The organism is Saccharomonospora azurea NA-128 (genome assembly GCF_000231055.2).
GTDB lineage: Bacteria > Actinomycetota > Actinomycetes > Mycobacteriales > Pseudonocardiaceae > Saccharomonospora > Saccharomonospora azurea.
This window is the reverse complement of record NZ_CM001466.1, coordinates 2318702-2341962: the sequence shown is the minus strand read 5'-3', so window position 1 is coordinate 2341962 and position 23261 is coordinate 2318702. Positions and strand designations below refer to the sequence as shown.

Here is a 23261-nt window from a genome sequence, read left to right as displayed (position 1 = left end):
CCTTCATTGGTGGTTCAGGTAGCCCTTCCGCAGAGTGGAATTGAACTTCCGCTCTGTTATCGGGATCACACAGTGTTACAGCGGGTGCGCCTGGCGTCAATAGTTCGTGTAACGAACGTTCGCCTTAGCATGAGGCGATGCGAACGACGGTGACGACCAGCGACGGCGTCGAGCTGTCAGTGCGGGTGCGTGGCCCCGAACAGGCCCCGACGCTGGTGTGCGTGCACGGCTATCCCGACAACGCGAGGCTGTGGGACGGCGTCCTGGCCGAGTGGCCCGACGGGTGGCGCGTAATCACCTACGACGTGCGTGGCGCGGGCTCCTCCGACCGGCCGCGCGACCGCGACGCCTACCACCTCGATCGACTCGCCGAGGACCTGCGCGAGGTCGTCGACGCGGTCTCGCCCGGGCGTCCCGTGCACCTGCTCGGCCACGACTGGGGATCCATCCAGGCCTGGCACGCGCTGGAGGGGCCGTGGCTCGACGGGCGGGTGGCCTCGTTCACGTCGATCTCCGGGCCGTCGCTCGCGCACGCGTTCCGCTGGCTGCGCGCAGGCTGGCTGCGTCCCCGCAGCGCCGCGGCGGTGTCGTCCCAGCTGGTGCGGTCGAGCTACATCGGCTTCTTCCGGACTCCCGTGCTGCCCGAGCTCGCCTGGCGCACCGGTGTCGCGACGGCGCTGGTCCGCCGTCGGGAACCCGCGGAGCCCGCGCCGGTGACGGCGGACGCCGTGGCCGGTCTCGACCTCTACCGGGCGAACATGCGCGGCGGGCAGGCGCGCGACCGGGCGCGCCCCCGGCCGGTGACCGTGCCCGTGCAGGTTCTCGCGCCCCGCGCCGATCCGTTCGTCGGGGTGCCGCTGCAGACCGAACTGGAGAGTTGGGTCCCGAACCTCCGGGTGCGGCGCATCCCGGGCAGTCACTGGGTCGTGCGGGCCGATCCGGCCCGGGTCGCCTCGGCGGCCGCCGAGTTCGCCGCCTATGTGGAGGGCGCGGCCGAGACGCGGGCCCTCAAGCGGGCTCGCCGGGGGACGCTGCGCGTGGGACGGTTCGACGGTCGGCTCGTCGTCGTCACCGGCGGGGCGAACGGCATCGGACGCGCGACCGCGCTGGCCTTCGCGCGGGAAGGCGCCGACCTGGTGCTCGCCGACATCGACGCGTCGGCGCTCGCCGAGACGGCTCGCGCGGTGCGGGACGCCGGGGTGACGGTGGTGACGCACCACGTGGACGTGGCCGACGCCGGGGCGATGGAACGTTTCGTCGAGGAGGTCGTGCGCGACTGCGGCGTCCCCGACGTCGTCGTGAACAACGCGGGCATCGGCCTGGCGGGGCGCGTACTCGACACCACCGAGGACGAGTGGCGACGGCTGGTGGACGTCAACTTCTGGGGCGTCCTCCACGGATGCCGGCTGTTCGCGCCGCACATGGTCGAGCGGGGCGAGGGCGGCCACCTGGTCAACGTCGCGTCGATGGCGGCGTACCTGCCCAACCCCATGCTGCCCGCGTACTCCACGGTGAAGGCCGCGGTGCTGATGCTGTCGGAGTCGCTGCGGGCCGAGCTCGCGGCGACCGACGTGGGGGTGAGTGCCGTGTGCCCCGGATTCGTGGACACCGGCATCGTGGGCGCCACCCGGTTCGCCGGCACCGACGAGTCGGAGCAGGAGCGCAGGCGGCAGCGGGCACAGCGGTTCTACACCGCCCGCAAAGCCCGCCCGGAACTCGTGGCGAGGGACGTGCTGCGGGCCGTGGAGGAGGATCTGCCGGTCGTGACGCCCACCGTGGAGGCGAAGGCCGCGCGCCTGGCCGCCCGGTGGACTCCGGGACTCGTGCGCGCGGCCCTGCGCCGCCGGTGACGACGCGTCAGGCGTCGTTCGCGAGGCGCTCCCAGCCCCGGACCTCGTGCGGGGCCCGCGGTCCGGGGCCGATGTAGGTCGCGGAGGGCCGCACGAGCCGTCCGGTGCGCTTCTGTTCGAGCACGTGCGCGGCCCATCCCGCGGTGCGGGCCGCGGTGAACATGGCGGGCATCATGGCGGGCGGCACCTCGGCGAAGTCGAGGATCACCGCGGCCCAGAACTCGACGTTCGTCTCGATGGCCCGGTCGGGACGCCGTTCGCGCAGTTCGGCGAGCGCGGCCTGTTCCAGCTGCGAGGCGACCTCGTAGCGCTTGGCGTCGAGTTCGCGGCACGTGCGCCGGAGCACCCTCGCGCGCGGGTCCTCGGCGCGGTACACGCGGTGGCCGAAGCCCATCAGACGTTCGCCGCGGTCGAGGATGTCCTTGACGACGGCGCGCGCGTCGCCGGTGCGCTCGACCTCCTCGATCATCGGCAGGACGCGGGCGGGTGCGCCTCCGTGGAGCGGGCCGGACATGGCTCCGATCGCGCCCGAGATCGCGGCGGCGACGTCCGCGCCCGTGGAGGCGATCACCCGGGCCGTGAACGTGGAGGCGTTGAGCCCGTGCTCGGCGGCCGAGACCCAGTAGGCGTCGAGCGCCTTCACGTGTGCCGGGTCGGGCTCGCCCCGCCAGCGCACGAGGAACCGCTCGGTGATGCCCCGGGCCTCGTCGACGCGGGACTCCGGTACCGCCGGTGCGGCGATGCCGCGCGCGGACTGGGCGATGAACGACAACGCCGTGGCGGACACGCGGCCGACCTGCTCGCGGGCCTCGGCCTCGGAGATGTCGAGCAGCGGGCCCAGCCCCCACCGGGGCGCGAGCGCGGGCAGTGCCGACTGGACGTCGGCGCGCACGTCGCCGCTGCGTACGGGAATCGGAAAAGGTTCGTCAGGTGAAAGTCCGTTTTCGAAATGTCCGTCGACCAGCAGGCCCCAGACGTCGCCGAAGCCGACGTTGCCGGCCAGCTCCTCGATGTCGACGCCGCGATAGCGCAGCGCGCCTCCGTCGCGGTCGGGTTCGGCGATCTCCGTCCGAAACGCGACGACGCCCTCCAAACCGGGACGAAAACCGTCGTCCGGCTCGGTGGCCTGCGCCGCGCTCGCTGTTGCCTGCCCGCTCGTGGTGGATGTCATGGCAGTAGACCTTTCGTGCGAATCGCCGTTGGCCGTCTTCGAGCGCGGGAGGCACGATCACGCGCCTCGTCGCGCGTCGAAAGTGACTCTGCCGCCATTACCAGTAGGTAGCAATGAAAAGCGCGGTGGTTTCGGTCACGATTCCGAGAACGATTCAGAAAAGCGTTGGCCTACCGAAGTGGGACCCATCACCTTCCGCGTACTTTCGCCCGCCCGCCAGACCATTTACCGTCGGCCACAAGTCGGGGATACCCAGGGGCGCGGGAGGTTGCCATGACCGAATCCGGAGACGGCGCTGTCGGCGGTGTGGACGACGCCGGAAGTGTCGACGTGGCCGTACGACTGCCCGCCATGCGGGTCGCCTACAACGCGGGCTCGCTGGACGAGGCGGACCTCGCCCCGACCTGGCACGAACAGCTCCAGGCCTGGCTCGACGAGGCGATCGCGCAGAGCCTCCCGGAACCGAACGCGATGGTGCTCGCCACCGCCGACGCCCACGGCTTCCCGTCGTCCCGCACCGTGCTGTGCAAGGGGCTCGACGAGCGGGGCATCGTCTTCTACACCAACTACACGTCCGCGAAGAGCCACGACCTGACCGTGACGCGGTACGCGTCCGCGACCTTCCCCTGGTATCCGCTGCAGCGGCAGGTCCACGTGCGCGGTGAGGTCGAGAAGGTCGACGTCGCGGAGACGGCCGCGTACTGGGCCTCCAGGCCGCGCGGGTCGCAACTCGGCGCCTGGGCGTCGCCGCAGTCGAAGTTCGTCGACGGCAGGCGCGACCTCGACACCGCGCTGAGTGCCATCGAACGCCGCTTCCGCGACGTCGAGAAGATCCCGGTGCCGCCGCACTGGGGTGGTTGGCGGATTCGCCCGGACGTCGTCGAGTTCTGGCAGGGCAGGCAGGACCGCATGCACGACCGGCTGCGGTTCGTCTGCACCGACGACGGGTGGACGGTGCGCCGCGTCGCTCCCTGAGCCCGCGTGCGCGGGGTCTCACCCGCCGGACCCAGGTCGTTAGCTCGGCTAAGCTCCTCCCACGTGACCGAGCAGACCTCCACAGACCCCTCCGAAACGCCACCACCGGCCACGGGACGGCTCCGCAGGATCGTGGGCGCCGTGGGTGCGGTCGTCGCCGACCGGCGGCCGCTGCGCATCCCCGCGTTCCGGCGGCTGTGGGTGAGCTCGATCGTCACGGCGCTCGGCAGCCAGCTCACGGCCGTCGCCGTGCCCAAGCAGATCTACGACATCACCGGCTCGTCCGCCTACGTCGGGCTCACCGGGCTGTTCGGGCTCGTCCCGCTGCTGGTGTTCGGGCTGTGGGGCGGGGCGATCGCCGACACGGTCGACCGGCGGGTGCTGCTGCTCGTCTCCAACATCGGCATCGCGCTGGCGGCCCTGCTGCTGTGGGCGCAGGCGTTCGTGGGGCTCGACTCGGTGTGGGTGGTGCTCGCGCTGCTGAGCGTCAACCAGGCGTTCTTCGCGATCAACATGCCCACGCGGCAGGCCGTGGTCGCCCGCGTGGTGCCCGAGCACCTGCTGCCGTCCGCCGCCGCGCTGACCGGCACGATGGCCACGTTCGGCGCCGTGTTCGGGCCCATGCTGGCCGGGGCGTTGCTGCCGGTGGTCGGGCTGTCGACGCTGTACCTCGTCGACACCCTGGCGTTGGTGGCCGTGCTGTGGGCGGTGTGGAAGCTGCCGCCGCTGCCGCCGTTGTCGGGCAAGATCCGGGCCGCCGGGCTGCGCGACGTGCTCCAGGGCTTCCGCTACCTCGCGACGCAGAAGGTGCTCCTCGCGTCGTTCGTGGTGGACGTCGTGGCGATGGTGGCGGGGATGCCGAGGGCGTTGTTCCCCGAGATGGCCGAGCGCACGTTCGGCGATCCGCCGGGCGGAGGCACGGCGCTCGGCTGGCTGTACGCCGGCATCCCGCTCGGTGCGTTGCTGCTCGGGCTCATGTCCGGTTGGGCACACCGCATCGGTCGGCACGGGGTCGCGGTCGCGGTGTCGATCGGGGTGTGGGGCCTCGCGATGGTCGGGTTCGGGTTGGCGCAGTCGCTGTGGCTCGCGGTGTTCTTCCTCGCGCTCGGCGGTGTCGCCGACATGGTCAGCGCGATCTTCCGGCAGGCGATCCTCCAGCAGGCGACCACCGACGAGATGCGCGGCCGGATGCAGGGGACGTTCACCGTGGTGGTGGCCGGCGGGCCGAGGCTCGCCGACATGACGCACGGCTGGGCCGCCGCGGCCGTGGGCACCAGCGCGGCGACGGCGGGCGGCGGTGTGCTCGTGGTGATCGGCGTCGTGGTGGCGGTGGCGCTGCTGCCGGCGTTCTGGCGGTATCGCGCACCCACCGAGGCGAAGCCGAGCTGACGCCCGTCCCGGAAGCGCAAACACCCGTGCGTGCGGCGCGGACACGGTGCACAGGGGCTCGTGTCCGCCAGTCACGCACGCGTGTTCGCAGTTCCGGGACGCTCGGTATCGTCTCCGGCATGGCGAATCCGACGGGGGAACAGTTCGAACTGACCAGGGGCAACGCCCGTGCCGTGGTCACCGAGATCGGAGCGGGCCTGCGGGCGTTCGAGATCAACAATGTGCCGTACCTGGAGACGTTCGCGGCCGAGGAGCAGCCCCCGAAGGCGGCCGGGCAGGTGCTGCTGCCGTGGCCGAACCGCACGAAGGGCGCGCGCTGGACCTTCGACGGCGAACCGCAGGAGCTCGCGGTCACCGAGGAGGCCCGCGGCAACGCCATCCACGGGCTCGTGCGCGACAAGGAGTGGGAGCTGCTGGAACACGGCGAGTGGTTCATCCGGCTCGCCGTCGAGGTCGGCGCCGAACAGGGCTGGCCGGTGCCGCTGCACGCCGAGATCACCTACGACCTCGCCCCGCGCGGGATCACGGTCACCCACGAGGTGCGCAACGAGGGCGACAAGCCGATCGGCTTCGGCGTCGGCACGCATCCGTACCTGCGCATCGGTGACGTGCCCACCGACGAACTGACGCTCACGCTCGCGGCGTCGCGCGTGCGCCCGTACGTCGCCGACGAGCAGCTGCCCTTCGGCGACGAGATCGACGTCGAGGGCACCGACTACGACCTGCGCGAGGGCCGTATCGTCGGTGGACTGGACCTCGACACCGCGTTCGGCGGGCTCGCGGCCTACGACGACGGCCGGTACCACCACCTGCTGTCGCACCACGACACGACGGTGGACCTGTGGGCCGACCCCGATTTCGGGTGGGTGCAGGTCTTCACGCCGTCGGACTTCCCCGGCCGGGGACGGGCGATCGCGATCGAGCCGATGACGTGTCCGGCCGACGCGCTCAACTCGAAAACCGACCTCATCGAGTTGGAACCCGGCGCGTCGTGGGGAGCGTCGTGGGGCATCCTCGTCGACATTCGTTAGCGTAACGAACTATGACGACTGCGATCATTGGCGGATACGTGGTTCCCGTCGACGGGCAACCGATCGACGGCGGGACCGTACTGGTCGAGGACGGCAAGATCGTCGCCGTGGGCACGCAGGCTGAGGTCGACGTGCCCGACGGCGCCGAACTCGTGGACGCGTCCGGCTCGTGGGTGCTTCCGGGCTTCATCGACGCGCACGCGCACCTCGGCGTCCACGAGGAGGGCGAGGGCTGGTCCGGCAACGACGTCAACGAGATGACCGACCCGAACGGCGCCCGCTTCCGGGCTCTGGACGGCATCGACCCGTACGAGGTCGGGTTCGACGACGCGCTGGCGGGCGGCGTCACCAGCGTGGTGATCAAGCCCGGGTCCGGTAACCCGATCGGCGGCCAGACGGTCGGCGTGAAGACGTGGGGCCGCACGGTGGTCGACATGGTCTTCGCCGAGGACGTCAGCGTGAAGAGCGCGCTGGGCGAGAACCCGAAGCGCGTCTACGGCGAGAAGGACAAGACCCCGGCGACCCGGCTCGGTGTCGCGGCGACCCTGCGCGAGGCGTTCACTAGGGCGCGCAACTACGCCGCCCAGCGCGACGCCGCCCGCGCCGAGGGCAAGCCGTTCGACGTGGACCTGACGCTGGAGACCCTGACGCGCGTCCTGGACGGCGAACTCTACTGGGACCAGCACACCCACCGCGCCGACGACATCGTCACGGCCGTGCGGCTCGCCGAGGAGTTCGGCTACAAGCTCGTCGTGAACCACGGCACCGAGGGACACCTCATCGCCGACTTCCTCGCCGAGCGGAACGTCCCGGTGATCCTCGGGCCGCTGTTCACCAGCCGCAGCAAGGTGGAGCTGCGCAACCGCACCCTGCGCTCGGCGGGCATCCTCACCAGGGCGGGCGTGGAGGTCGCGATCACCACGGACCACCCGGTGGTCCCGATCAACTTCCTCGTCTACCAGGCCGCGCTCGCGGTCAAGGACGGCCTGGACCCGGAGGCCGCGCTGCGGACGTTGACGGTGAACCCCGCCCGCATCCTCGGTCTGGACGACCGGGTGGGCGCGCTCAAGCCGGGGCTGGACGCCGACGTGGTGATCTGGTCGGGTGACCCGCTGGACGTCATGAACCGCGCCCTGCGCGTGTTCGTCCGGGGCCGCGAGGTGTACCACTTCGACGAGGCGGCCGGCGACGGTGTGGTCGCCGACCGCCGCTATCGCGAGTGAGTCCCGTCGCAGCCGGTCATGACTCGCGCGACTCCCGCGCGGTCATGATGTGCGCAGTTCCCGCGCGATGACCATGCGCTGGATCTGGTTCGTGCCCTCGAAGATCTGCGGGACCTTCGCCTCGCGCAGGTAGCGCTCCACGGGGAAGTCCCGCGTGTAGCCGGCGCCGCCGAGCACCTGGACGGCGTCGGTGGTCACCTTCATGGCGGCGTCGGTGGCGACGAGCTTCGCCACCGACGACTGCCGGGTGAAGGGCAGTCCCCGGTCGCGACGGCGGGCGGCGTCGAGGTACGTGGCCCGCGCGGAGTCCACGGCGGCGGCCATGTCGGCGAGTAGGAACTCCAGTCCCTGGAAGTCGATGATCGGCTTTCCGAACTGGGTGCGCTGCTTCGCGTAGGCGACGGCCTCGTCGAGCGCGGCCTGGGCGAGTCCGACGGAGCAGGCGGCGATGCCGAGCCGTCCCGAGGCCAGCGACGACAGCGCGATCTTCAACCCCTGGCCTTCGGCGCCGATGAGCCGGTCGGCGTCCACGTGCACGTCTTCGAAGATCATCTGCGCGGTGGTGGAGCCGGTGAGCCCCATCTTGCGTTCGGGCGGCGCCGCGGACAGGCCCGGTGTGGCGCCGTCCACGAGCAGGCAGCTGATGCCGCGACCGCCGTCGTCCGAGGTGCGCACCATCGTCGTGTAGTAGTCCGCGTGGCCGCCGTGGGTGGTCCACGCCTTCACACCGTTGACCACGTAGACGTCGCCCTCCCGCCGAGCCCGCGTGGACAGCGCGGCGGCATCCGACCCGGCGTGGAGCTCCGACAGCGCGTACGCGCCGAGGAGCTCGCCCTCCAGCATCGACGGCAGCCAGCGGTCCCGCTGCTCGTCGGTGCCGTACTCGGCGAGCGCGTAGCACGACATCGTGTGCACGGAGAGTCCGACGCCCACCGACATCCACGCCCTGGCGATCTCCTCCAGCACCTGGAGGTACACCTCGTACGGCACGGCGCCGCCGCCCCAGCGCTCCGGGTAGGGCAGCCCCAGCAGGCCCGCCCGGCCGAGGATGCGGAACTGCTCGCGGGGGAAGGTCTCCTTCTCCTCGTACTCCGCAGCCAGGGGAGCCAGCTCGTCGCGGGCGATCTCCCTGGTCAGGGCGAGCAGGTCCTCGGATTCGGTGTCGGGGAGCAGGCGGGGCACCGCGGACCTCGTGGGTCCCGTCGGTGCGGTCGGCGTCGTGGGCATCATCGCCTCCGAAAGCGTACTGCGAATAGTACTGAAGTCCGCATCACAGTACTACAACGTACGATGGCCACCATGCGTTCGACCGAGCCTCGAACTCGGCGTCAGCGGGTGCTGCTGGCCGAGCTCGAGGAGTTGTTCCTCGCCGAGGGTTTCGTCTCCTTCACCCTCGACGATCTGGCCGCTGAACTGCGGTGTTCCAAGACGACGCTGTACGCGCTGGCGCCCAGCAAGGAGCAGCTCGCCGTCAAGGTGGTCGCACACTTCTTCAAGGGTGCGGCAGAGCGGATCGAGGCGCAGGTCGCGGACATCGACGACGCGGCCGCGGCGGTGCGCACGTACCTGGCGGGGGTGTCGGCGGAGCTCGACCGCGCGTCGACGGCGTTCATGACCGACGTCGAGAAGTTCGAACCCGCCCGGGCGGTCTACGCGCTCAACTCCGACGCCGCCGCCCGCCGGATCCGCCAGTTCATCTCCGACGGTGTCGAGCAGGGCGTCTTCCGCGACACTCACGCCGACGCGATCGCCGAGATGGCGGGCATCCTCGTCGAGGCGATCCAGTCGGGCGTCGTGGGAATGCGCGCCCGGACCACCGATGCCGAGGCGTTCGAGGCCCTGGCGGAGCTGCTGCTGAACGGCCTGCGGGTCGGTCTGTCGCACTGACCGCGCGTCGGACCCGCGTCGGGCACCGCCGTCGCCGCCTTCGAGGCGCTAGCATCGGCAGCCGTGATCGTGTCCGGTGGTGAAGCGCTCGTCGACCTCGTCCCGGCCGCTGGGGAAGGCGGGTTGCTCGCTCCCCGGCTCGGCGGCGGTCCCTACAACGTGGCTCTGACGGCCGCGCGACTCGGTGTGCCCACGGCGTTCCTCTCACGGATCTCGACCGACGCGTTCGGCGACGCGCTCGTCCGCAGACTCGTGGAGTCCGGTGTGGACACGTCGTTGGTGCAGCGTGGCGCGGAGCCCACCACGCTGGCCGTCGTGACGCTCGACGACGATTCCAGCGCCCGCTACAGCTTCTACACCGAGGGCACCGCCGATCGGTTCGTCGCCGACCCCGGGCCGTTGCCCGACGGCACGAGCGCGCTGGCGGTGGGGACGCTGGGCATGGTGCTCGACCCCGGCGCGCGGGTCTACGAGACGTTGCTGCGACGCGAGCACGCCCGCGGAGTGCTGACGGCGCTCGACCCGAACATCCGCGCCGACATGATCGCCGACGGTGACGCCTACCGGGCGCGCTTCGCCTCGTGGCTGCCGTCGGTGCACCTGCTCAAGGTCTCCCTCGAGGACGCCCAGTGGCTCACGGGAGCGACCGACCCCGACGACGTGCTCGCCGCCGCGCGCTCGTGGCTCGACGCGGGACCCGGCGCGGTGGTCCTGACCAAGGGCGCCGACGGCGTGGTTCTTCTCACGTCGTCCGGCCTCCAGGTCACCGAGCCCGTCCGCGAGGTCGCTGTGGTGGACACCATCGGCGCGGGCGACACGGTGCAGGGCGCCGTCCTGGCGTGGCTGGTGCGTCACCAGGTCACGGACGTGTCTTCCCTGACCAGGGCCGAGGGCCGCGATTTGCTCGCCTACGCGGCGCGTGCGGCGGCCGTCACGGTGTCGCGTAGTGGGGCCGAACCCCCGACCGAGGAGGAGCTGCAGCAATGCGTGTGAAGCTGGTCGCACTCGGTTAGCTGTGGGTAACGCCACGGCTGCGTAACCGCCCTCATCTGGACTAGCGTTAGAGGGCATTCATACCCCAGCGGGGCGGTGTGCGAAGTATGTGAACCGCATGATCTGCGGTCACAGCCGGCCCGTGTGACCGTGAGAGGCATGTGCATGTCCGACGCGACTGCGGCGCAGACCGGGGGCGAGAAGGTACAACTCCGCCTGCCGACTGGCGAGCACGAGTTGAACGTCGTTCGCGCCGTGGAAGGCGCGCCCGGGATCGAGCTCGGGAAGCTGCTCGCACAGACCGGGTACATCACGTACGACCCCGGCTTCGTCAACACCGGAGCCACGTCTTCGGCGATCACCTACATCGACGGCGAACAGGGAGTTCTGCGCTACCGCGGCTACCCCATCGAACAGCTCGCGCAGCACTCGACGTTCCTCGAGGTGTCGTACCTGCTCATCTACGGTGAGCTGCCCACGAAGGACCAGCTGGAGCAGTTCACCTCCAGGGTCAACAGGCACACCCTGCTGCACGAGGACCTGAAGCGGTTCTTCGACGGCTTCCCGCGGGACGCGCACCCGATGCCGGTGCTGTCCAGCGCGGTGTCGGCCCTGTCGACCTTCTACCAGGACTCGCTCGACCCCTCGAACATCGACAACGTCGAGCTGTCGACCATCCGGCTGCTGGCGAAGGTGCCCACCATCGCGGCCTACGCCTACAAGAAGTCGATCGGCCAGCCGTTCCTCTACCCGGACAACTCGCTGGGGCTGGTCGAGAACTTCCTGCGGATGACGTTCGGGCTGCCGGCGGAGCCGTACGAGATCGACCCGGCGATGGTCAAGGCGCTCGACCTGCTGTTCATCCTCCACGCCGACCACGAGCAGAACTGCTCCACGTCGACGGTCCGGCTCGTGGGTTCGTCCGAGGCCAACCTCTTCGCGAGCATCTCGGCGGGCATCATGGCCCTGTTCGGCCCGCTGCACGGCGGTGCCAACAGCGCGGTGCTGGAGATGCTGGAGGGCATCAAGGCCGAGGGTGGCGACGTCGACACGTTCGTCAACCGCGTGAAGAACAAGGAGAAGGGTGTCCGCCTGATGGGCTTCGGGCACCGGGTCTACAAGAACTACGACCCGCGCGCGAAGATCATCAAGCAGACCGCGGACGAGATCCTCTCCAAGATCGCCGGTGGGGACGAGCTGCTCGACATCGCCAAGCGGCTGGAGGAGCGCGCGCTGTCCGACGACTACTTCGTCGAGCGCAAGCTCTACCCGAACGTCGACTTCTACACCGGCCTCATCTACCGGGCCATGGGCTTCCCGACGCAGTTCTTCACGGTGCTGTTCGCCCTGGGCCGCCTGCCGGGCTGGATCGCCCACTGGCGCGAGATGATGACCGACCCGGCCACCAAGATCGGCCGTCCGCGGCAGATCTACACCGGCGAGAAGCAGCGCGACTACAAGCCGCTGTCCGAGCGCTGAGTCGCCTGCCGCACGAACGCGACACGAAGGCCGCCGCCTCCCGACCGGGGACGGCGGCCTTCGCCGTCGGTCGGAACACCTTCTGCAGGATCGACCTGTGTCACCGTACCGACCCGCGCGCTCACGGTGAGTCACGGCGGCTCACCGTGAGCGCGACAGCACCTCCTGCGCCTTGGTCTTCGCGCCCTGCACGAGCAGGTGCCAGGCGTTGGGGTCGCCCTTCACCAACGCCTCCGTCATCGACTTGACCTGGTCGAACGTCGCGTGGGGTGGGATCGGCGGCAGCTCGGGGTCGCAGTGCACGTCGAGGACCACGGGCCGGTCGGCCGTGAGCGCCACGTCCCACGCCCTGGCGAGGTCACCCGGCTCTTCGACGGTGATGCCCTCCAGGCCGACGAGCTTGGCGAACTCCGCGTACGGCACGTCGGGCAGGCTCTGCGACTCCTCGAACTTCGGCGCTCCACCCATGGCGCGCAACTCCCACGTCACCTGGTTCAGGTCGTGGTTGTTGAACACGCACACGACCAACCGCGGGTCCTGCCAGAGGTTCCGATACCGCGCGATGGTGACGAGTTCGGCCATCCCGTTCATCTGCATCGCGCCGTCGCCGACGAGCGCGACCACCGGCCGCTCGGGGTGGGCGAACTTGGCGCCGAGCGCGTACGGCACTCCCGCGCCCATCGTGGCGAGCGTCCCGGACAGCGAGCCCCGCATGCGGCCCCGCATCCGCAGGTTGCGGGCGTACCAGTTGGTCGAGGAGCCCGAGTCGGCGGTCACGATCGCGTCTTCGGGGACGCGGTGGGACAGTTCGTGAACGATGCGCATCGGGTTGATCGGCGCGGCGTCGAGGAGAGCCTGATCGCGCAGGGTCGACCACCAGTCGGCGACGTTGCGTTCGACCGTATCCCGCCACGACCGGTCGGTCTTGTGCGACAGCAGCGGCAGCAGCGCACGAAGCGTGGCCTTCGCCTCGCCGACGAGGTTCACCTCGGTCGGGTAGCGCATGCCGATCCGGCCGCCGTCGATGTCGATCTGCACGGCCCGCGCCTGGCCGAACTCCGGCAGGAACTGCGAGTACGGCAGGTTCGAACCCACGATGAGCAGCGTGTCGCAGTCGCGCATCAACTCGTAGCTCGGCTTGGTGCCCAGCAGACCGATCGAGCCCGTCACGTACGGCAGGTCGTCCGGCAAGACGTCCTTGCCCAGCAACGCTTTCGCCACCCCGGCGCCGAGCGTGTCGGCGGTGCGGGCGAGCTCCTCGGCGGCGTTGCGGGCACCCTGCCCGGCCAGGATCGCCACGCGTCGACCCTCGTTCAGGACCTCGGCGGCGTGGGCGAGCTCGTCCTCGGGAGGGAGGACCACCGCTCTCGGCGTGCTCGGCGGGCTGGAGGGAACCTGTTTGAACGCGTGTTCGGGCGGGGTGTACTCCTGCTCCTGCAGGTCCGCCGGGATGATCACCGCGGTCGGTGCCTTGCGGGCCAGCGCCGTGCGAAAGGCCCGGTCGAGGGCGTTGGGCAGCTGCTGTGCGACGTTGACCTCCACCAGGTACTCCGACGCGACGTCCTTCAGCAGCGCCTGGAGGTCGATCTCCTGCTGGTAGCTGCCGCCCATCGCGCTGCGCGCGGTCTGGCCCACGAGAGCGACCACCGGCACGTGGTCCAGCTTCGCGTCGTACAGGCCGTTGAGCAGGTGGATCGCCCCGGGGCCGGACGTGGCGAGGCAGACACCAACTTCGCCGCTGAACTTCGCATACCCCACCGCCTGGAACGCCGACATCTCCTCGTGCCGCGACTGCACGAACCGGGGCTGGTTGTCCGCCTTGCCGAACGCGGCGACGATGCCGTTGATGCCGTCGCCGGGGTAGCCGAAGACCTGCTGCACGTCCCAGTCCCGGAGCCGCTGGAGTAGGTAGTCGCCGACCGTCTCGGTCATGGGCCCTCCTCGGGTCGATGCACTCCGGTCTGCGACCCGGCTACCCGAGCGAGTACTTCTCAACCGTGTCCGCGCTCCCCGCACGCGTGTCCGCGCTTCCCGTACGTGTGTTCGCGCCGTGCGACGCGAACACGCGTACGCAGACTGCGGACACGATGTGCGGGTACACCACACCCGGGCGGGCCGAGGAGGGCGCGATGGCGGTGTGGTTGGAGGCGGGACTGTGGGGACTGGTCGCCGGGGCGGCCCTCCTGCTCGGGGCAGCGGAGCGGCGATCGCCTTCGGCGCCCTGCTCGACGGCATACCGGAAACGGTCGTCCTCGGACTGTCCGTCCTGGGCAGCGGCACGGTGGGGATCACCGTCCTCGCCGCCATCGTCGTCTCCAACGTTCCCGAGGGATTGTCGAGTGCCGCGGGCATGAGGCGGGCCGGGCGCCGCGCGGGCTACGTCTTCGGAGTGTGGACGGGCATCGCGCTCGCGTGTGCCGCGGCCGCCTCACTCGGCAGCCTGTTGCTGGACGGCGCGCCCGCAGCCACCATCGCGGTGATCACGGCGGTCGCCGCGGGCGGCATCCTCGCCATGGTGGCCGACACGATGATTCCCGAGGCGTTCCAGCGCACCCACGTCCTCACCGGACTCATCACCACCGTGGGGTTCCTCGCCGCGTTCACCCTGCAACGGTCGGGCTGATCCGGCCCGCCAGCACCTCGCGCGAGAGGTGATCGGCGTGCCGGGTGGTCTCCGGAAGCCGGTAGTGCGTGCTCAGCGTGAGTGTGTGAGCACACGCCGTGTCGAGGCTGATCCGGTGTCCTACGGAGACGAACACCGGTTTGACACGGCTGCGCGTCCGCACCGCGGCCCCGACGACCTCGCCGCCGACCGTGAGCGGCGAGGTCGCGCCGCGTTGTGACGCCGGGGGCACGAACTCGCCGACGTGCACGTTCTTCGCCACACCGAAGGTCGGGACGTCGGCGAGTATCCCGAGGTGGCAGGCGAGGCCGAACCGGCGCGGGTGGGCCAGGCCGTGCCCGTCGCACACGATCAGGTCGGGCACCGTCCGCAGGCCGCGCAACGCCGTCACCAGCGTGGGGAGTTCCCGGAACGCGAACAGTCCCGGTTCGTAGGGGAACTCCGCGGTGGTCACCACGGTCGAGGTCTCCAGCACGTCCAGAGTGGTGTGGTCGAGTACCACGACCGCCGCGGCGAGGCGGTCCGAGTCGGCGGCGTAGGCCACGTCGACGCCGGCGACGGTGCGCACGGGGCTCCCCGCGTCGTCGCCGGCCCGGACCCGGTGGCGCAGACGTCGTTGCACGGCGACCGCCTCGGCCACCGTGGTCGGCCACGGCTCAGCGAGCTGGATCTCCATTGCTACCCCCGATTCGCTCACGTACAGGTCCATTCTCGACGGTCTCCGGCGCGTCGAACACCTGGTCGTCCGACGTGATCGACTCCAGGCCTGTACGCCGCCCACGGAGATCGACTACTCTGAGCCGGGCAGTGGGGTAGGCCATTCGCGCCGCTGTCCATCTTGGGGCTTTCGTATGGAGGTGCACTGGGTTTCGCGGTTTTCCAGCGCGCCCGTGCCACGGTGTGCTGACATGTTCCTGGCTGGTCGACCGATCTCTGGATGATCATGGAAAACTCACCGACTACGCGGCGTGGACCGAGTCCGCTCGGATGGGCGTGCGTCGCCCTCGTCGCCGGTTACGTGGTCGTCGCCTCAGTCTTTCTGGCCGTCGGTGACTCCGGGCAGCTGTGGTGGCTCATACCCGGGGTTCTGGCGCTCGCCGCGTTGGGAGTGTTCGCCGCCCTGACCGTGCGCGCCGCCGGCGCCATGGCCGCGTGCCGGCAGGCGCTGGCGGACGAGTTCGCCGCGCAGCGCGAGGTGCAGGACGTGTTCCTGCGGTACATGGAGGCGTACTCCAGCGGGCGGACGCCGCCGCCGCTCCCGGACACACCGCCTCGCCCGGAGGCGGCCGCCGAGTACGAACGCATGAAGTCGCTGGTCGGCAACGCGCGGGACGTCTATGACGCGCAACGCAGTGCGGTGCACTCCGCCGTGGTGTCGCTCGCGCGCAAGGTTCAGACCTCGGCGCACCGGATGCAGGAGGAAGCCGGCCGGATGGTCAGCCGGCACCCGAACGATCCGGACGTGCTGGAGACCAGCATGCGCGTCGACCACGCCGCCGCGCAGCAGGCGCGGTACGCCCAGTCGCTCGCCGCCCTGTGTGGTGAACGGCCGGGGCAGCAGTGGAACGAGGCGCTGGCGTTGTCCGACGTCGTGCGTGGTGCCGCCGGTCGGATTACCGCCTACCAGCGGGTGGAGGCCTCCGGTGACCCCGCCATCGCCGTCACCGCGCGGGTGGTCGAACCGCTCATCCACATCGTCGCCGAGCTGCTGGCCAACGCGGCGCAGTCCTCTCCGCCCACCACGAACGTGCTGGTCACGCTGCGCCACGTCCAACGCGGCGCCGTGATCGAGATCGACGACTGCGGGGTCGGCATGGACGACCGCCGGCTCGAACAGGCCAGGATCATCGCCTCGGGCGAGACGGTGCACGACCTGTTCACGCTCGGCGAGGTACCGCAGACCGGCCTGCCGTCGGTGGGCACCTACGCGCGTCGCTACGGGTTCCGGGTCGACCTCGGTGAGTCCGTCTACGGCGGTGTGCGTGCCATCGTGATGGTGCCGTCCGAGCTGACCGAGCCGTTGCCGCCCGGGCACGCCGCGATGAGCGGGCAGCTCGCCCTCTCCCGGCAGCACAGCACGGCCGACAACCTCAAGCCCGTGGTGAAGGGGGCGGTCCCGACGCAGACCGTGCCACAGTCGCAGCAGTTGCCGTTGCCCGACCCCGCTCCCACGCCTCCTCCCGCGCCGGCTCCGGCTCCCGCGCCCACGCCGGCTCCCGCTCAGCGTGAGGAGCCGAAGGAGAAACCCGCCGGTCCGCAGGCCGACCTACCCGTGCTGCCCCGCCGACGGTCCCGCCGTGGCGAGGCCGTCGTCGAGAACAGCAGCGAGATCACCATGGACATCCCCGCGATCCCGGCCGACCCCCAACAATCAGCGGAGCAGGCAGGGCAGTGGATGAGTGCCTTCCTCAGTTCGGACACCGGCGCGTCCAACCGGATCGCCGCCACCCCGAACACACCGTCCGCCTCTCGTGACACTTCGGAGGAGTAATGGTTGCCCACGCCGGTGACAACAGCTGGATGCTGGAGCAGATCAGGAGCGTGCGCGGCGTTCGCCACGCGATCGTGCTGACGTCCGACGGTCTGCTGAAGGTGAAGACCGAGCAGACCGCCACCGACCTCGCCGACAAGCTCGCGGCCGCGTGCGCGGGGCTGACCTCGCTCGGTCGCGGCGTCGGTGACGAGTTCGGCTCCGGTGGTGACCCGAAGCAGGTGATGGTCGAGTTCGACGGCGGTTTCCTGTTCGTGCGCGGCGCCGGCGACGGGTCGCGGCTCGCCGTGGTCACCGACCCCGTCATCGACCCGGGCCTGATCGCCCAGCAGATGCAGCTCCAAGTGCTCCAGATCGGTGAGCGGACGCTCAGCACGCCCACGCGCGCACGCTGACCATGAGCCACTCCGAGGAGTACCAGGACGGGCCGGTCCGGCCCTACGTCATCACGGGCGGCCGCGCTCATCCCTCCCGGAACACGCTGCGGCCGGAAACCCTGCTGGTGGCCAACCCCGACTCGCTCCTCCCGGTGTCGACCAGCCGGGAGAAGCGATCCCTTGTGAACGTGTGCCGAGGCGTGCTGTCGGTCGCCGAGGCCGCGGCGCACCTTCGCCTGCCGGTGAGCGTGGTCGTGGTGCTCGCGTCGGACCTGATCGACACGGGACACCTCGTGGTGCGGTCCAGCCCGCAGCGACTCGTCATCCCTGAAATCGACCTGCTGGAGAAAGTGCTGAATGGGCTCCGAAAGCTCTGAGCGTTATGTGTCCTCGACCGTCATCCAGTCGGTCAAGATCCTCGTTGTCGGAGCCTTCGGCGTGGGCAAGACGACGCTGATCGGCTCGGTGAGCGAGATCGCACCGCTGCGCACCGAGGAGACCATGACGGCCGCGAGCGTCGGTGTGGACTCCCTCGCCGGGCTGGACAGCAAGAGCACCACCACGGTGGCCATGGACTTCGGTCGCATCACGCTGAGCTCGGAGATCGTGTTGTACCTCTTCGGCACGCCGGGGCAGAAGAGGTTCTGGAACCTGTGGGAGGGCCTGGCCGACGGTGCCGTGGGCGCGCTCGTCCTGGTGGATCCGCGCAGGCTGGAGGACAGTTTCGAGGTGTTCGACCAGCTGGAGCTGCACACCAAGGTGCCGTTCGCGGTCGCGGTCAACCAGTTCCCGAACTCGCCGCAGTACGACACGGAACAGCTCCGGGACGCGCTGGACCTGCTCCCGGAGACGCCGATCGTGTTCTGCGACGCGCGCGAGCGGAAGTCGTCGGCGCAGACGCTCATCAAACTGGTGGAGTACGCCATCGCGGTGCGGAACAACTCGGAGGTCGCATGACGACGTCGCCGCAGCAGCGGACGCTGGCCGAGATGACCGGGCTGACGCCGCTGTCGCACATCGTGAACTCGCAGAACCCGCAGGCTGTGTACAGCGAACTGCGAGCCCGCTGGGGCCAGGTCGCCCCGGTGGAGCTGTTGCCGCAGGTCAACGGGTGGCTCGTGATGGGGCACTCCGAGATCTGCCAGGTCGCTCGCAACGAACGGCTGTTCTCCCACGACCCGCGGAGCTGGCGCGAGTACACGAGCGGCGTCATCCCGCCGGACGCGCCGCTGGCGGCGTTGCTGTCACCGCTGGAGAACGCCGTCTACGCCGACGGCGAGAAGCACCGACGGTTGCGCGCTCCGGTCGAGGAGGGCTTCGACGACCTCGACGAACACCGCCTGCGCAGGACCGTCGAGCAGATCTGCATTGGCCTGCTCGACGAGTTCTCCATGCGCGGCCACGCGGACCTCGTGAGCGAGTATTCCGCCGCCATCCCCATGCTGGTGATCCTGTCGCTCCTCGGCGTGTCCACTGAGGACCAGGAGAAACTGCGGGCGACCCTGTTGGCGGGCATCGAGTCGTACTTCGCCGACGACTCGATGCAGCGGCTGCTCGTCGCGTTGCTGCAGGACAGGCGGGCTCGACCGCAGGATGATTTGACCTCGAAGTTCGTGCGGCACCCCTCGTTGCGCAGCGACGACGAGGTACTGCACGCCATGATGATGGTGATCGGCATGGGCTACGAGGTCACCGGCATCTGGATCGCGATGGCGTTGCGTCTGATGCTGACCGACCGCCGGTTCACCGCGCGGATGCGCGGCGGTCGACTCGGGATCGACGAGGCCCTCGACGAGGTGCTGTGGCGCGACCCGCCCGTGGCGAACCTGATGGGTCGCTACGCGGCGGCCGACTGCGAGCTCGCCGGTCAACCGATCCGGCGCGGGGACGCGGTCATCCTCAGTTTCGCGGCGGGCAACGCGGACTACCGCGTGCGCACCAACGACCCGTGGCTGGAGATCGGCAACCGCGCCTACCTGTCGTTCAGCGCGGGTTCCCATGCCTGCCCGGCGCAGCGTGCGGGGCGGCTGATCGCACGTATCGCGGTCGAGACCGCACTGTACGCATTCGACGACGTCACGGTCGCGGTTCCGGTGGAGGAGCTGACGTTCACGCCGGCGTTGTGGAACCGGCACCTGACCTCGCTCCCGGTGCGCTTCACCCCGTCCGCGACAGCCCACCGCTGAGCCCCGAACATCGTGTCCGCGTGTCACGCACGCGTGTTTGCACTTCGACGACGCGTGTTCGCCGTTGCGGGACGTCGAGTCGGGAGTTCGGGAGACGCCTCGGGGGCGCCGACGTGCGGGAGGTGCGGACACGCGTGCGCCACGCGCGGACACGGTGTCAGGGGTGGGCGGGGCGCAGCGTCGTTCTCGCCGCTCGGGCGAGGAGGGCGGCGGCCGCGAGGGTGAGTGCCGCGGCCACGACGACCTCGATCGGCTCGGCCACACCGGTGGCGATGCGGATCGGCACCGCGAACGGCGAGAGCGGCGGCACGAACGACAGGACGAACGCGGTGGGACTGTCGGGCTGCGGTGACACGGCCATGGTGGTGCCCAAGGCCGCCAGCAGGACCAGCGCCGCGGGAAGCCCCGTGGGCCGCCCGCTCCAGGGCGGCGACGTCAACACCGACACCGGCGCGTAGAACGTCCACCCGAGCCCGAACCACACCAGGCCCCACGCGAGCGTGGTCACGGCGACGCCGGAGGGTGGCGCCACACCTGTCACGACGGCGACCACCAGGGCAGCCGCGCCGAGCACGACGAGTTGCAGCGCGCCCGCGAGTCCCGCGCCCGCCACCGTGGCGACGACGAACGACCGCTGACGCGCCGCCGCCCCACGCCCTCGGAGCCGAGCCAGGCCACGGACCACCACGACGCCGCCACCCGCCAGGGTCACCACGAGCAGCGCGACGACCGCCAACGCCGTGATCGACCGCTCGCCGCGCGACGCGACGGCCGGTTGCAGCGTCTCCACCTCGATCTCGGCGGCCATCACGTCGTCCTGCGCGGTGGCCGGATCGGCTCCGGCCTCCGCGAGTTTCGCCGCGACGATCTCGGACCGCGTGACACCGGTGAGCAGACTGCGCACGGAGTCGTCGAGCCCGGACCCGGTGAGCGCGTGGAGGTTCGCGGCGCTGCCGGAGACGAACACGTCGAGCACGCCGCGTTCGACGTCGGCTCGCCCGCCCTCGGCATCGGGGTAGCGCACGACGCGGAGGTCTTCGCCCGCGTTCTCGGCGGCGCGCCGCAGCGGGTCGGTGATGGCGTTGGCCTGGCCGGTGACGCCCACCGTGGTGCCCCCGAGTTCCCGGAACACCGACACGTGGAGCAGGGCGACGCACGTGAGTGCGGCGAGCACGAGCGTGGTGCTGGTGATGAAGTAGCCCGTGTGCAGGTGGGTGCGCAGTTGGCGGGCAGCGGTGGCGACCGTCGTCGACTCGCGCTGTCGGGTCACGCTCTCGGGCACGGCCCCGCTCCTCTCCGCCGCCACGGGAGGAGCCTACGTCAGGCGAGGCCCCGCAACGATCGCTCGACCAGGTCGGACACGGCGGGACGCGCCTTCTCCGCGTCGTCGGGCACCAGGCCCAGGCGGGTGCGGCGGTGCAGCACGTCGTCGGCGTCGAGTGCTCCCTCGTGGCGCACCGCCCACACGACTTCGGCGGCCGTGGTGGCGCATCCGGGGAACAGGGGACGCGCGAGTGCGTGGTCGACGTCGCCGAGCGCGGCCACGCGGGGTGCCTCGATGCCGTACTTGCCCACCAACCTGCGGGGTGCGTCCACAGTGGTCAATGCCGCTCGGCTCGCCGCGCCCACGAGGGGGAGCCGCCCGGTCCGCGAGGACGGTGCGCGCAGCCCGGCTTCCGTTACGGCGGCGTCCACGGCCTGCTCGGCCATCACCCGGTAGGTGGTGAGCTTGCCGCCCACGACCGTCACCACGCCCGTACCGGGGTCGGTGAGCACGGCGTGTTCGCGGGACAGGTCCGCGGTGCGGCCGCCGGGAGTGTCGAGCAGCGGGCGCAGGCCGGCGAACGAGCCGCGGACGTCGTCGTGGGTGAGTGGCCGGTCGAGCACGGTGGAGGCCACGTCGAGCAGGAAGTCGACGTCGGTGTCGGGGACGTCGGTGTGGTCGGTCGCCTCGCCGTCCAGCGGTTCGTCGGTCAGTCCGAGGTAGACGGTGCCGCCGGGTTGGGGCAGCAGGAACACGAACCGGTTGAGCTCTCCCGGGACACCGACCATGAGCGCCGTCTCCCCGAGGCCCGTGCTGCGGGCGTCGAGGACGAGGTGCGACCCGCGGGACGGTCGCAGCCGGACGTTCGGCACCAGTCCGCCCGACCATACTCCCGCGGCGTTGACGACCTGACGGGCGCGCAGGTCGACGGTGTCGCCCGTCAGCTCGTCGCGTGCCCGGACCTGGTCGCCCCGCAGTTCGAGGGCGCGCACCCGGGTCAGGATTCGCGCGCCGAGCCCGGCCGCCGTCCTGGCGAGAGCCACGACGAGTCGCGCGTCGTCGGTCAGGGCGCCGTCGAACGCCAGCAGGCCACCGCGAAGGCCCGTGGCACGCAGTCCCGGCACCAGCGTCAGTGCCGCGGCGGCGGGCACCGTCCGGGGGCGGGGCAGCAGGGTCGACGGGGTCCCGGCGAACCGGCGCAGCGCGTCGCCCGCCGTGAGCCCGGCGGCGGTGAGCGCGTACTCCCGCGCCGGTGTGTCGGCGTAGCGGGGGAAGAGCTGGGCCAGCGGCCGGGTCAGGTGAGGTGCGGTGCGACGCAGGAGGACGTCGCGTTCGACGGCGCTCTCGCGGGCCAGTCCCAGGCGGCCGTGAGCGAGGTAGCGGAGGCCGCCGTGGACGAGCTTGCTGGAGAACCGGGAGGTGCCGAACGCCAGGTCGTGCGCCTCCACCAGCGCGACCGAGAGCCCACGCGACGCCGCGTCGAGCGCGACCCCGGCGCCGGTCACGCCACCGCCCACCACGAGCACGTCCACCTGTTCGCCCGACGTGAGTGCGTCGAGTTCGCGGGCGCGTCGCCGGGCGGTGAGGGAGGCGTGGATCAGGTTCGTTGCGCTCATGGCGTCAGGCTTCTTTCCAGGAGGTGTCGGAGTTCGGACAGCAGCGGCTCCGCCGGGACGTCCCGGGTGGCGGGACGCCAGGAGAGGACGAACGACTGCACCGTGAGCAGCAGGGCCCTGACCTGGACCGCCGGGTCGCCGACCCGGACCGAGCCGTCGGCGTGTCCCTGGGCGATCAGGTCGGCCAGCACCTGTTCGGCGAGTCGCTGCGTGCTGCCCACACGTTCGGTGATGTACGGCAGGAGCAGCTCGGCGTCGCGGTCGAGCACGGTGCGCAGCAGGGGATCGGCGACGAGTGCGCGCACGGCCGCCACACCCAGTTCCACGAGCCGGGACCGCGCGGGCAGTGCGACGGCGACGGTGGCGTTCACCCCGTGGAGCAGCGCGCCGAGCTCGCGGGTCATGAGCGCCGCGAGGATGCTGCGCACGTCCGGGTACCGCCGGTACAGCGTCATGCGGCTCACGCCCGCCGTGCGTGCGATGTCGGTGAGGGTCGTCCGGCGGACGCCGCCGGTCAGCACGCACGCGCGTGCCGCGTCGAGGAGCACGTCGTCGGGTACCCGCCCGGTGGAGGCCCGTTCACTCCCGGCCGTTCCGGACCGCGGAGGGATGTGACGTTCTCGGCTCATGTGTCACACTCTAGCCGTGAACGAGACCGTCGACCATCGACTTCGCTCCGCGTGGACGCCCGAAGCGGGCGACGCCG

The 23261-nt window shown here is 70.8% G+C and carries 20 protein-coding genes and 1 pseudogene; 14 read left to right on the top strand and 7 right to left on the bottom strand.

The features are described from left to right. Window positions 1–137: 137 nt before the first annotated feature. Window positions 138–1850: an SDR family oxidoreductase gene (locus SACAZDRAFT_RS10320; RefSeq protein WP_005441314.1), complete on the top strand. Its 1713-nt coding sequence runs from the start codon at window positions 138–140 to the stop codon at window positions 1848–1850. A gap of 7 nt (window positions 1851–1857) precedes the next feature. Here the strand turns inward: SACAZDRAFT_RS10320 and SACAZDRAFT_RS10315 are convergent, their stop codons facing one another. Further along, window positions 1858–3021 carry a citrate synthase 2 gene (locus SACAZDRAFT_RS10315; RefSeq protein ID WP_005441312.1) on the bottom strand — a complete coding sequence of 388 codons (1164 nt, stop codon included), beginning with the start codon at window positions 3019–3021 and terminating at the stop codon, window positions 1858–1860. A gap of 273 nt (window positions 3022–3294) precedes the next feature. On the opposite strand from SACAZDRAFT_RS10315, the gene pdxH reads away from it, so the two are divergent. The 4 genes from pdxH to SACAZDRAFT_RS10295 all read left to right on the top strand — a co-directional run bounded on the left by pdxH (window position 3295) and on the right by SACAZDRAFT_RS10295 (window position 7639). Continuing rightward, window positions 3295–3996: a pyridoxamine 5'-phosphate oxidase gene (gene pdxH, locus SACAZDRAFT_RS10310; RefSeq protein WP_005441310.1), complete on the top strand. Its 702-nt coding sequence runs from the start codon at window positions 3295–3297 to the stop codon at window positions 3994–3996. A 132-nt stretch (window positions 3997–4128) separates the two neighbouring features. Continuing rightward, window positions 4129–5385, top strand: a complete 1257-nt coding sequence (locus SACAZDRAFT_RS10305; protein WP_005441307.1) for an MFS transporter — start codon at window positions 4129–4131, stop codon at window positions 5383–5385. Window positions 5386–5504: 119 nt separating this feature from the next. Continuing rightward, window positions 5505–6416, top strand: coding sequence for an aldose 1-epimerase family protein (locus SACAZDRAFT_RS10300; protein ID WP_005441305.1), 912 nt, complete (start codon window positions 5505–5507; stop codon window positions 6414–6416). An 11-nt stretch (window positions 6417–6427) separates the two neighbouring features. Beyond that, complete coding sequence (locus tag SACAZDRAFT_RS10295; protein ID WP_005441304.1) at window positions 6428–7639, top strand: amidohydrolase; 1212 nt, start codon at window positions 6428–6430, stop codon at window positions 7637–7639. 42 nt (window positions 7640–7681) lie between these two features. Here the strand turns inward: SACAZDRAFT_RS10295 and SACAZDRAFT_RS10290 are convergent, their stop codons facing one another. Then, a complete protein-coding gene (locus tag SACAZDRAFT_RS10290) occupies window positions 7682–8866 on the bottom strand; it encodes an acyl-CoA dehydrogenase family protein (protein WP_005441303.1) in 1185 nt (394 codons plus the stop codon). Window positions 8867–8938: 72 nt separating this feature from the next. Between SACAZDRAFT_RS10290 and SACAZDRAFT_RS10285 the strand changes: the two genes are divergently transcribed. The 3 genes from SACAZDRAFT_RS10285 to SACAZDRAFT_RS10275 all read left to right on the top strand — a co-directional run bounded on the left by SACAZDRAFT_RS10285 (window position 8939) and on the right by SACAZDRAFT_RS10275 (window position 11998). Next, the gene (locus SACAZDRAFT_RS10285; protein WP_040927962.1) at window positions 8939–9526 is read left to right on the top strand and encodes a TetR/AcrR family transcriptional regulator; all 588 of its coding nucleotides are present in this window, start codon (window positions 8939–8941) and stop codon (window positions 9524–9526) included. Between the two features lie 63 nt (window positions 9527–9589). After that, a complete protein-coding gene (locus SACAZDRAFT_RS10280; RefSeq protein WP_005441301.1) occupies window positions 9590–10519 on the top strand; it encodes a carbohydrate kinase family protein in 930 nt (309 codons plus the stop codon). A gap of 165 nt (window positions 10520–10684) precedes the next feature. Next, complete coding sequence (locus SACAZDRAFT_RS10275) at window positions 10685–11998, top strand: citrate synthase (RefSeq protein ID WP_005441299.1); 1314 nt, start codon at window positions 10685–10687, stop codon at window positions 11996–11998. Window positions 11999–12139: 141 nt separating this feature from the next. Here the strand turns inward: SACAZDRAFT_RS10275 and SACAZDRAFT_RS10270 are convergent, their stop codons facing one another. After that, window positions 12140–13930 (bottom strand): thiamine pyrophosphate-requiring protein, encoded by a 1791-nt coding sequence (locus tag SACAZDRAFT_RS10270; protein WP_005441297.1) that lies wholly within the window; start codon window positions 13928–13930, stop codon window positions 12140–12142. A gap of 253 nt (window positions 13931–14183) precedes the next feature. On the opposite strand from SACAZDRAFT_RS10270, the pseudogene SACAZDRAFT_RS10265 reads away from it, so the two are divergent. Further along, window positions 14184–14621: pseudogene (locus SACAZDRAFT_RS10265) on the top strand (ZIP family metal transporter); the annotation flags it as partial. Here the strand turns inward: SACAZDRAFT_RS10265 and nfi are convergent. Next, on the bottom strand, window positions 14599–15297 hold the full coding sequence (gene nfi, locus SACAZDRAFT_RS10260; protein ID WP_040927730.1) for a deoxyribonuclease V: 699 nt from the start codon (window positions 15295–15297) through the stop codon (window positions 14599–14601). The pseudogene SACAZDRAFT_RS10265 and the gene nfi sit on opposite strands and share 23 nt — an antisense overlap. 267 nt (window positions 15298–15564) lie before the next feature. Here nfi and SACAZDRAFT_RS10255 point away from each other — a divergent pair, with 267 nt between their 5' ends. From SACAZDRAFT_RS10255 to SACAZDRAFT_RS10235, 5 genes are read left to right on the top strand one after another with little or no spacing between them, the layout of a single operon-like run. Then, on the top strand, window positions 15565–17112 hold the full coding sequence (locus SACAZDRAFT_RS10255) for an ATP-binding protein (protein WP_005441294.1): 1548 nt from the start codon (window positions 15565–15567) through the stop codon (window positions 17110–17112). Then, window positions 17112–17507, top strand: a complete 396-nt coding sequence (locus tag SACAZDRAFT_RS10250) for a roadblock/LC7 domain-containing protein (RefSeq protein WP_005441293.1) — start codon at window positions 17112–17114, stop codon at window positions 17505–17507. Before SACAZDRAFT_RS10255 ends, SACAZDRAFT_RS10250 begins: the two co-directional genes overlap by 1 nt. Window positions 17508–17509: 2 nt before the next feature. Then, complete coding sequence (locus SACAZDRAFT_RS10245) at window positions 17510–17866, top strand: DUF742 domain-containing protein (RefSeq protein ID WP_005441291.1); 357 nt, start codon at window positions 17510–17512, stop codon at window positions 17864–17866. Next, a complete protein-coding gene (locus tag SACAZDRAFT_RS10240; RefSeq protein WP_005441288.1) occupies window positions 17847–18446 on the top strand; it encodes a GTP-binding protein in 600 nt (199 codons plus the stop codon). Before SACAZDRAFT_RS10245 ends, SACAZDRAFT_RS10240 begins: the two co-directional genes overlap by 20 nt. After that, window positions 18443–19675: a cytochrome P450 gene (locus SACAZDRAFT_RS10235; protein ID WP_005441286.1), complete on the top strand. Its 1233-nt coding sequence runs from the start codon at window positions 18443–18445 to the stop codon at window positions 19673–19675. The genes SACAZDRAFT_RS10240 and SACAZDRAFT_RS10235 overlap by 4 nt, the downstream gene beginning before the upstream one ends. Window positions 19676–19832: 157 nt before the next feature. Here the strand turns inward: SACAZDRAFT_RS10235 and SACAZDRAFT_RS10230 are convergent, their stop codons facing one another. Genes SACAZDRAFT_RS10230 through SACAZDRAFT_RS10220 form a run of 3 tightly spaced genes read right to left on the bottom strand, consistent with a single transcriptional unit; the run spans window position 19833 to window position 23184 of the window. Further along, a complete protein-coding gene (locus tag SACAZDRAFT_RS10230; protein WP_005441283.1) occupies window positions 19833–20957 on the bottom strand; it encodes an ABC transporter permease in 1125 nt (374 codons plus the stop codon). A 38-nt stretch (window positions 20958–20995) separates the two neighbouring features. Continuing rightward, window positions 20996–22555: a glycerol-3-phosphate dehydrogenase/oxidase gene (locus SACAZDRAFT_RS10225; RefSeq protein WP_005441281.1), complete on the bottom strand. Its 1560-nt coding sequence runs from the start codon at window positions 22553–22555 to the stop codon at window positions 20996–20998. After that, window positions 22552–23184: a TetR/AcrR family transcriptional regulator gene (locus tag SACAZDRAFT_RS10220; RefSeq protein WP_005441280.1), complete on the bottom strand. Its 633-nt coding sequence runs from the start codon at window positions 23182–23184 to the stop codon at window positions 22552–22554. Before SACAZDRAFT_RS10220 ends, SACAZDRAFT_RS10225 begins: the two co-directional genes overlap by 4 nt. Window positions 23185–23261 lie beyond the last annotated feature (77 nt).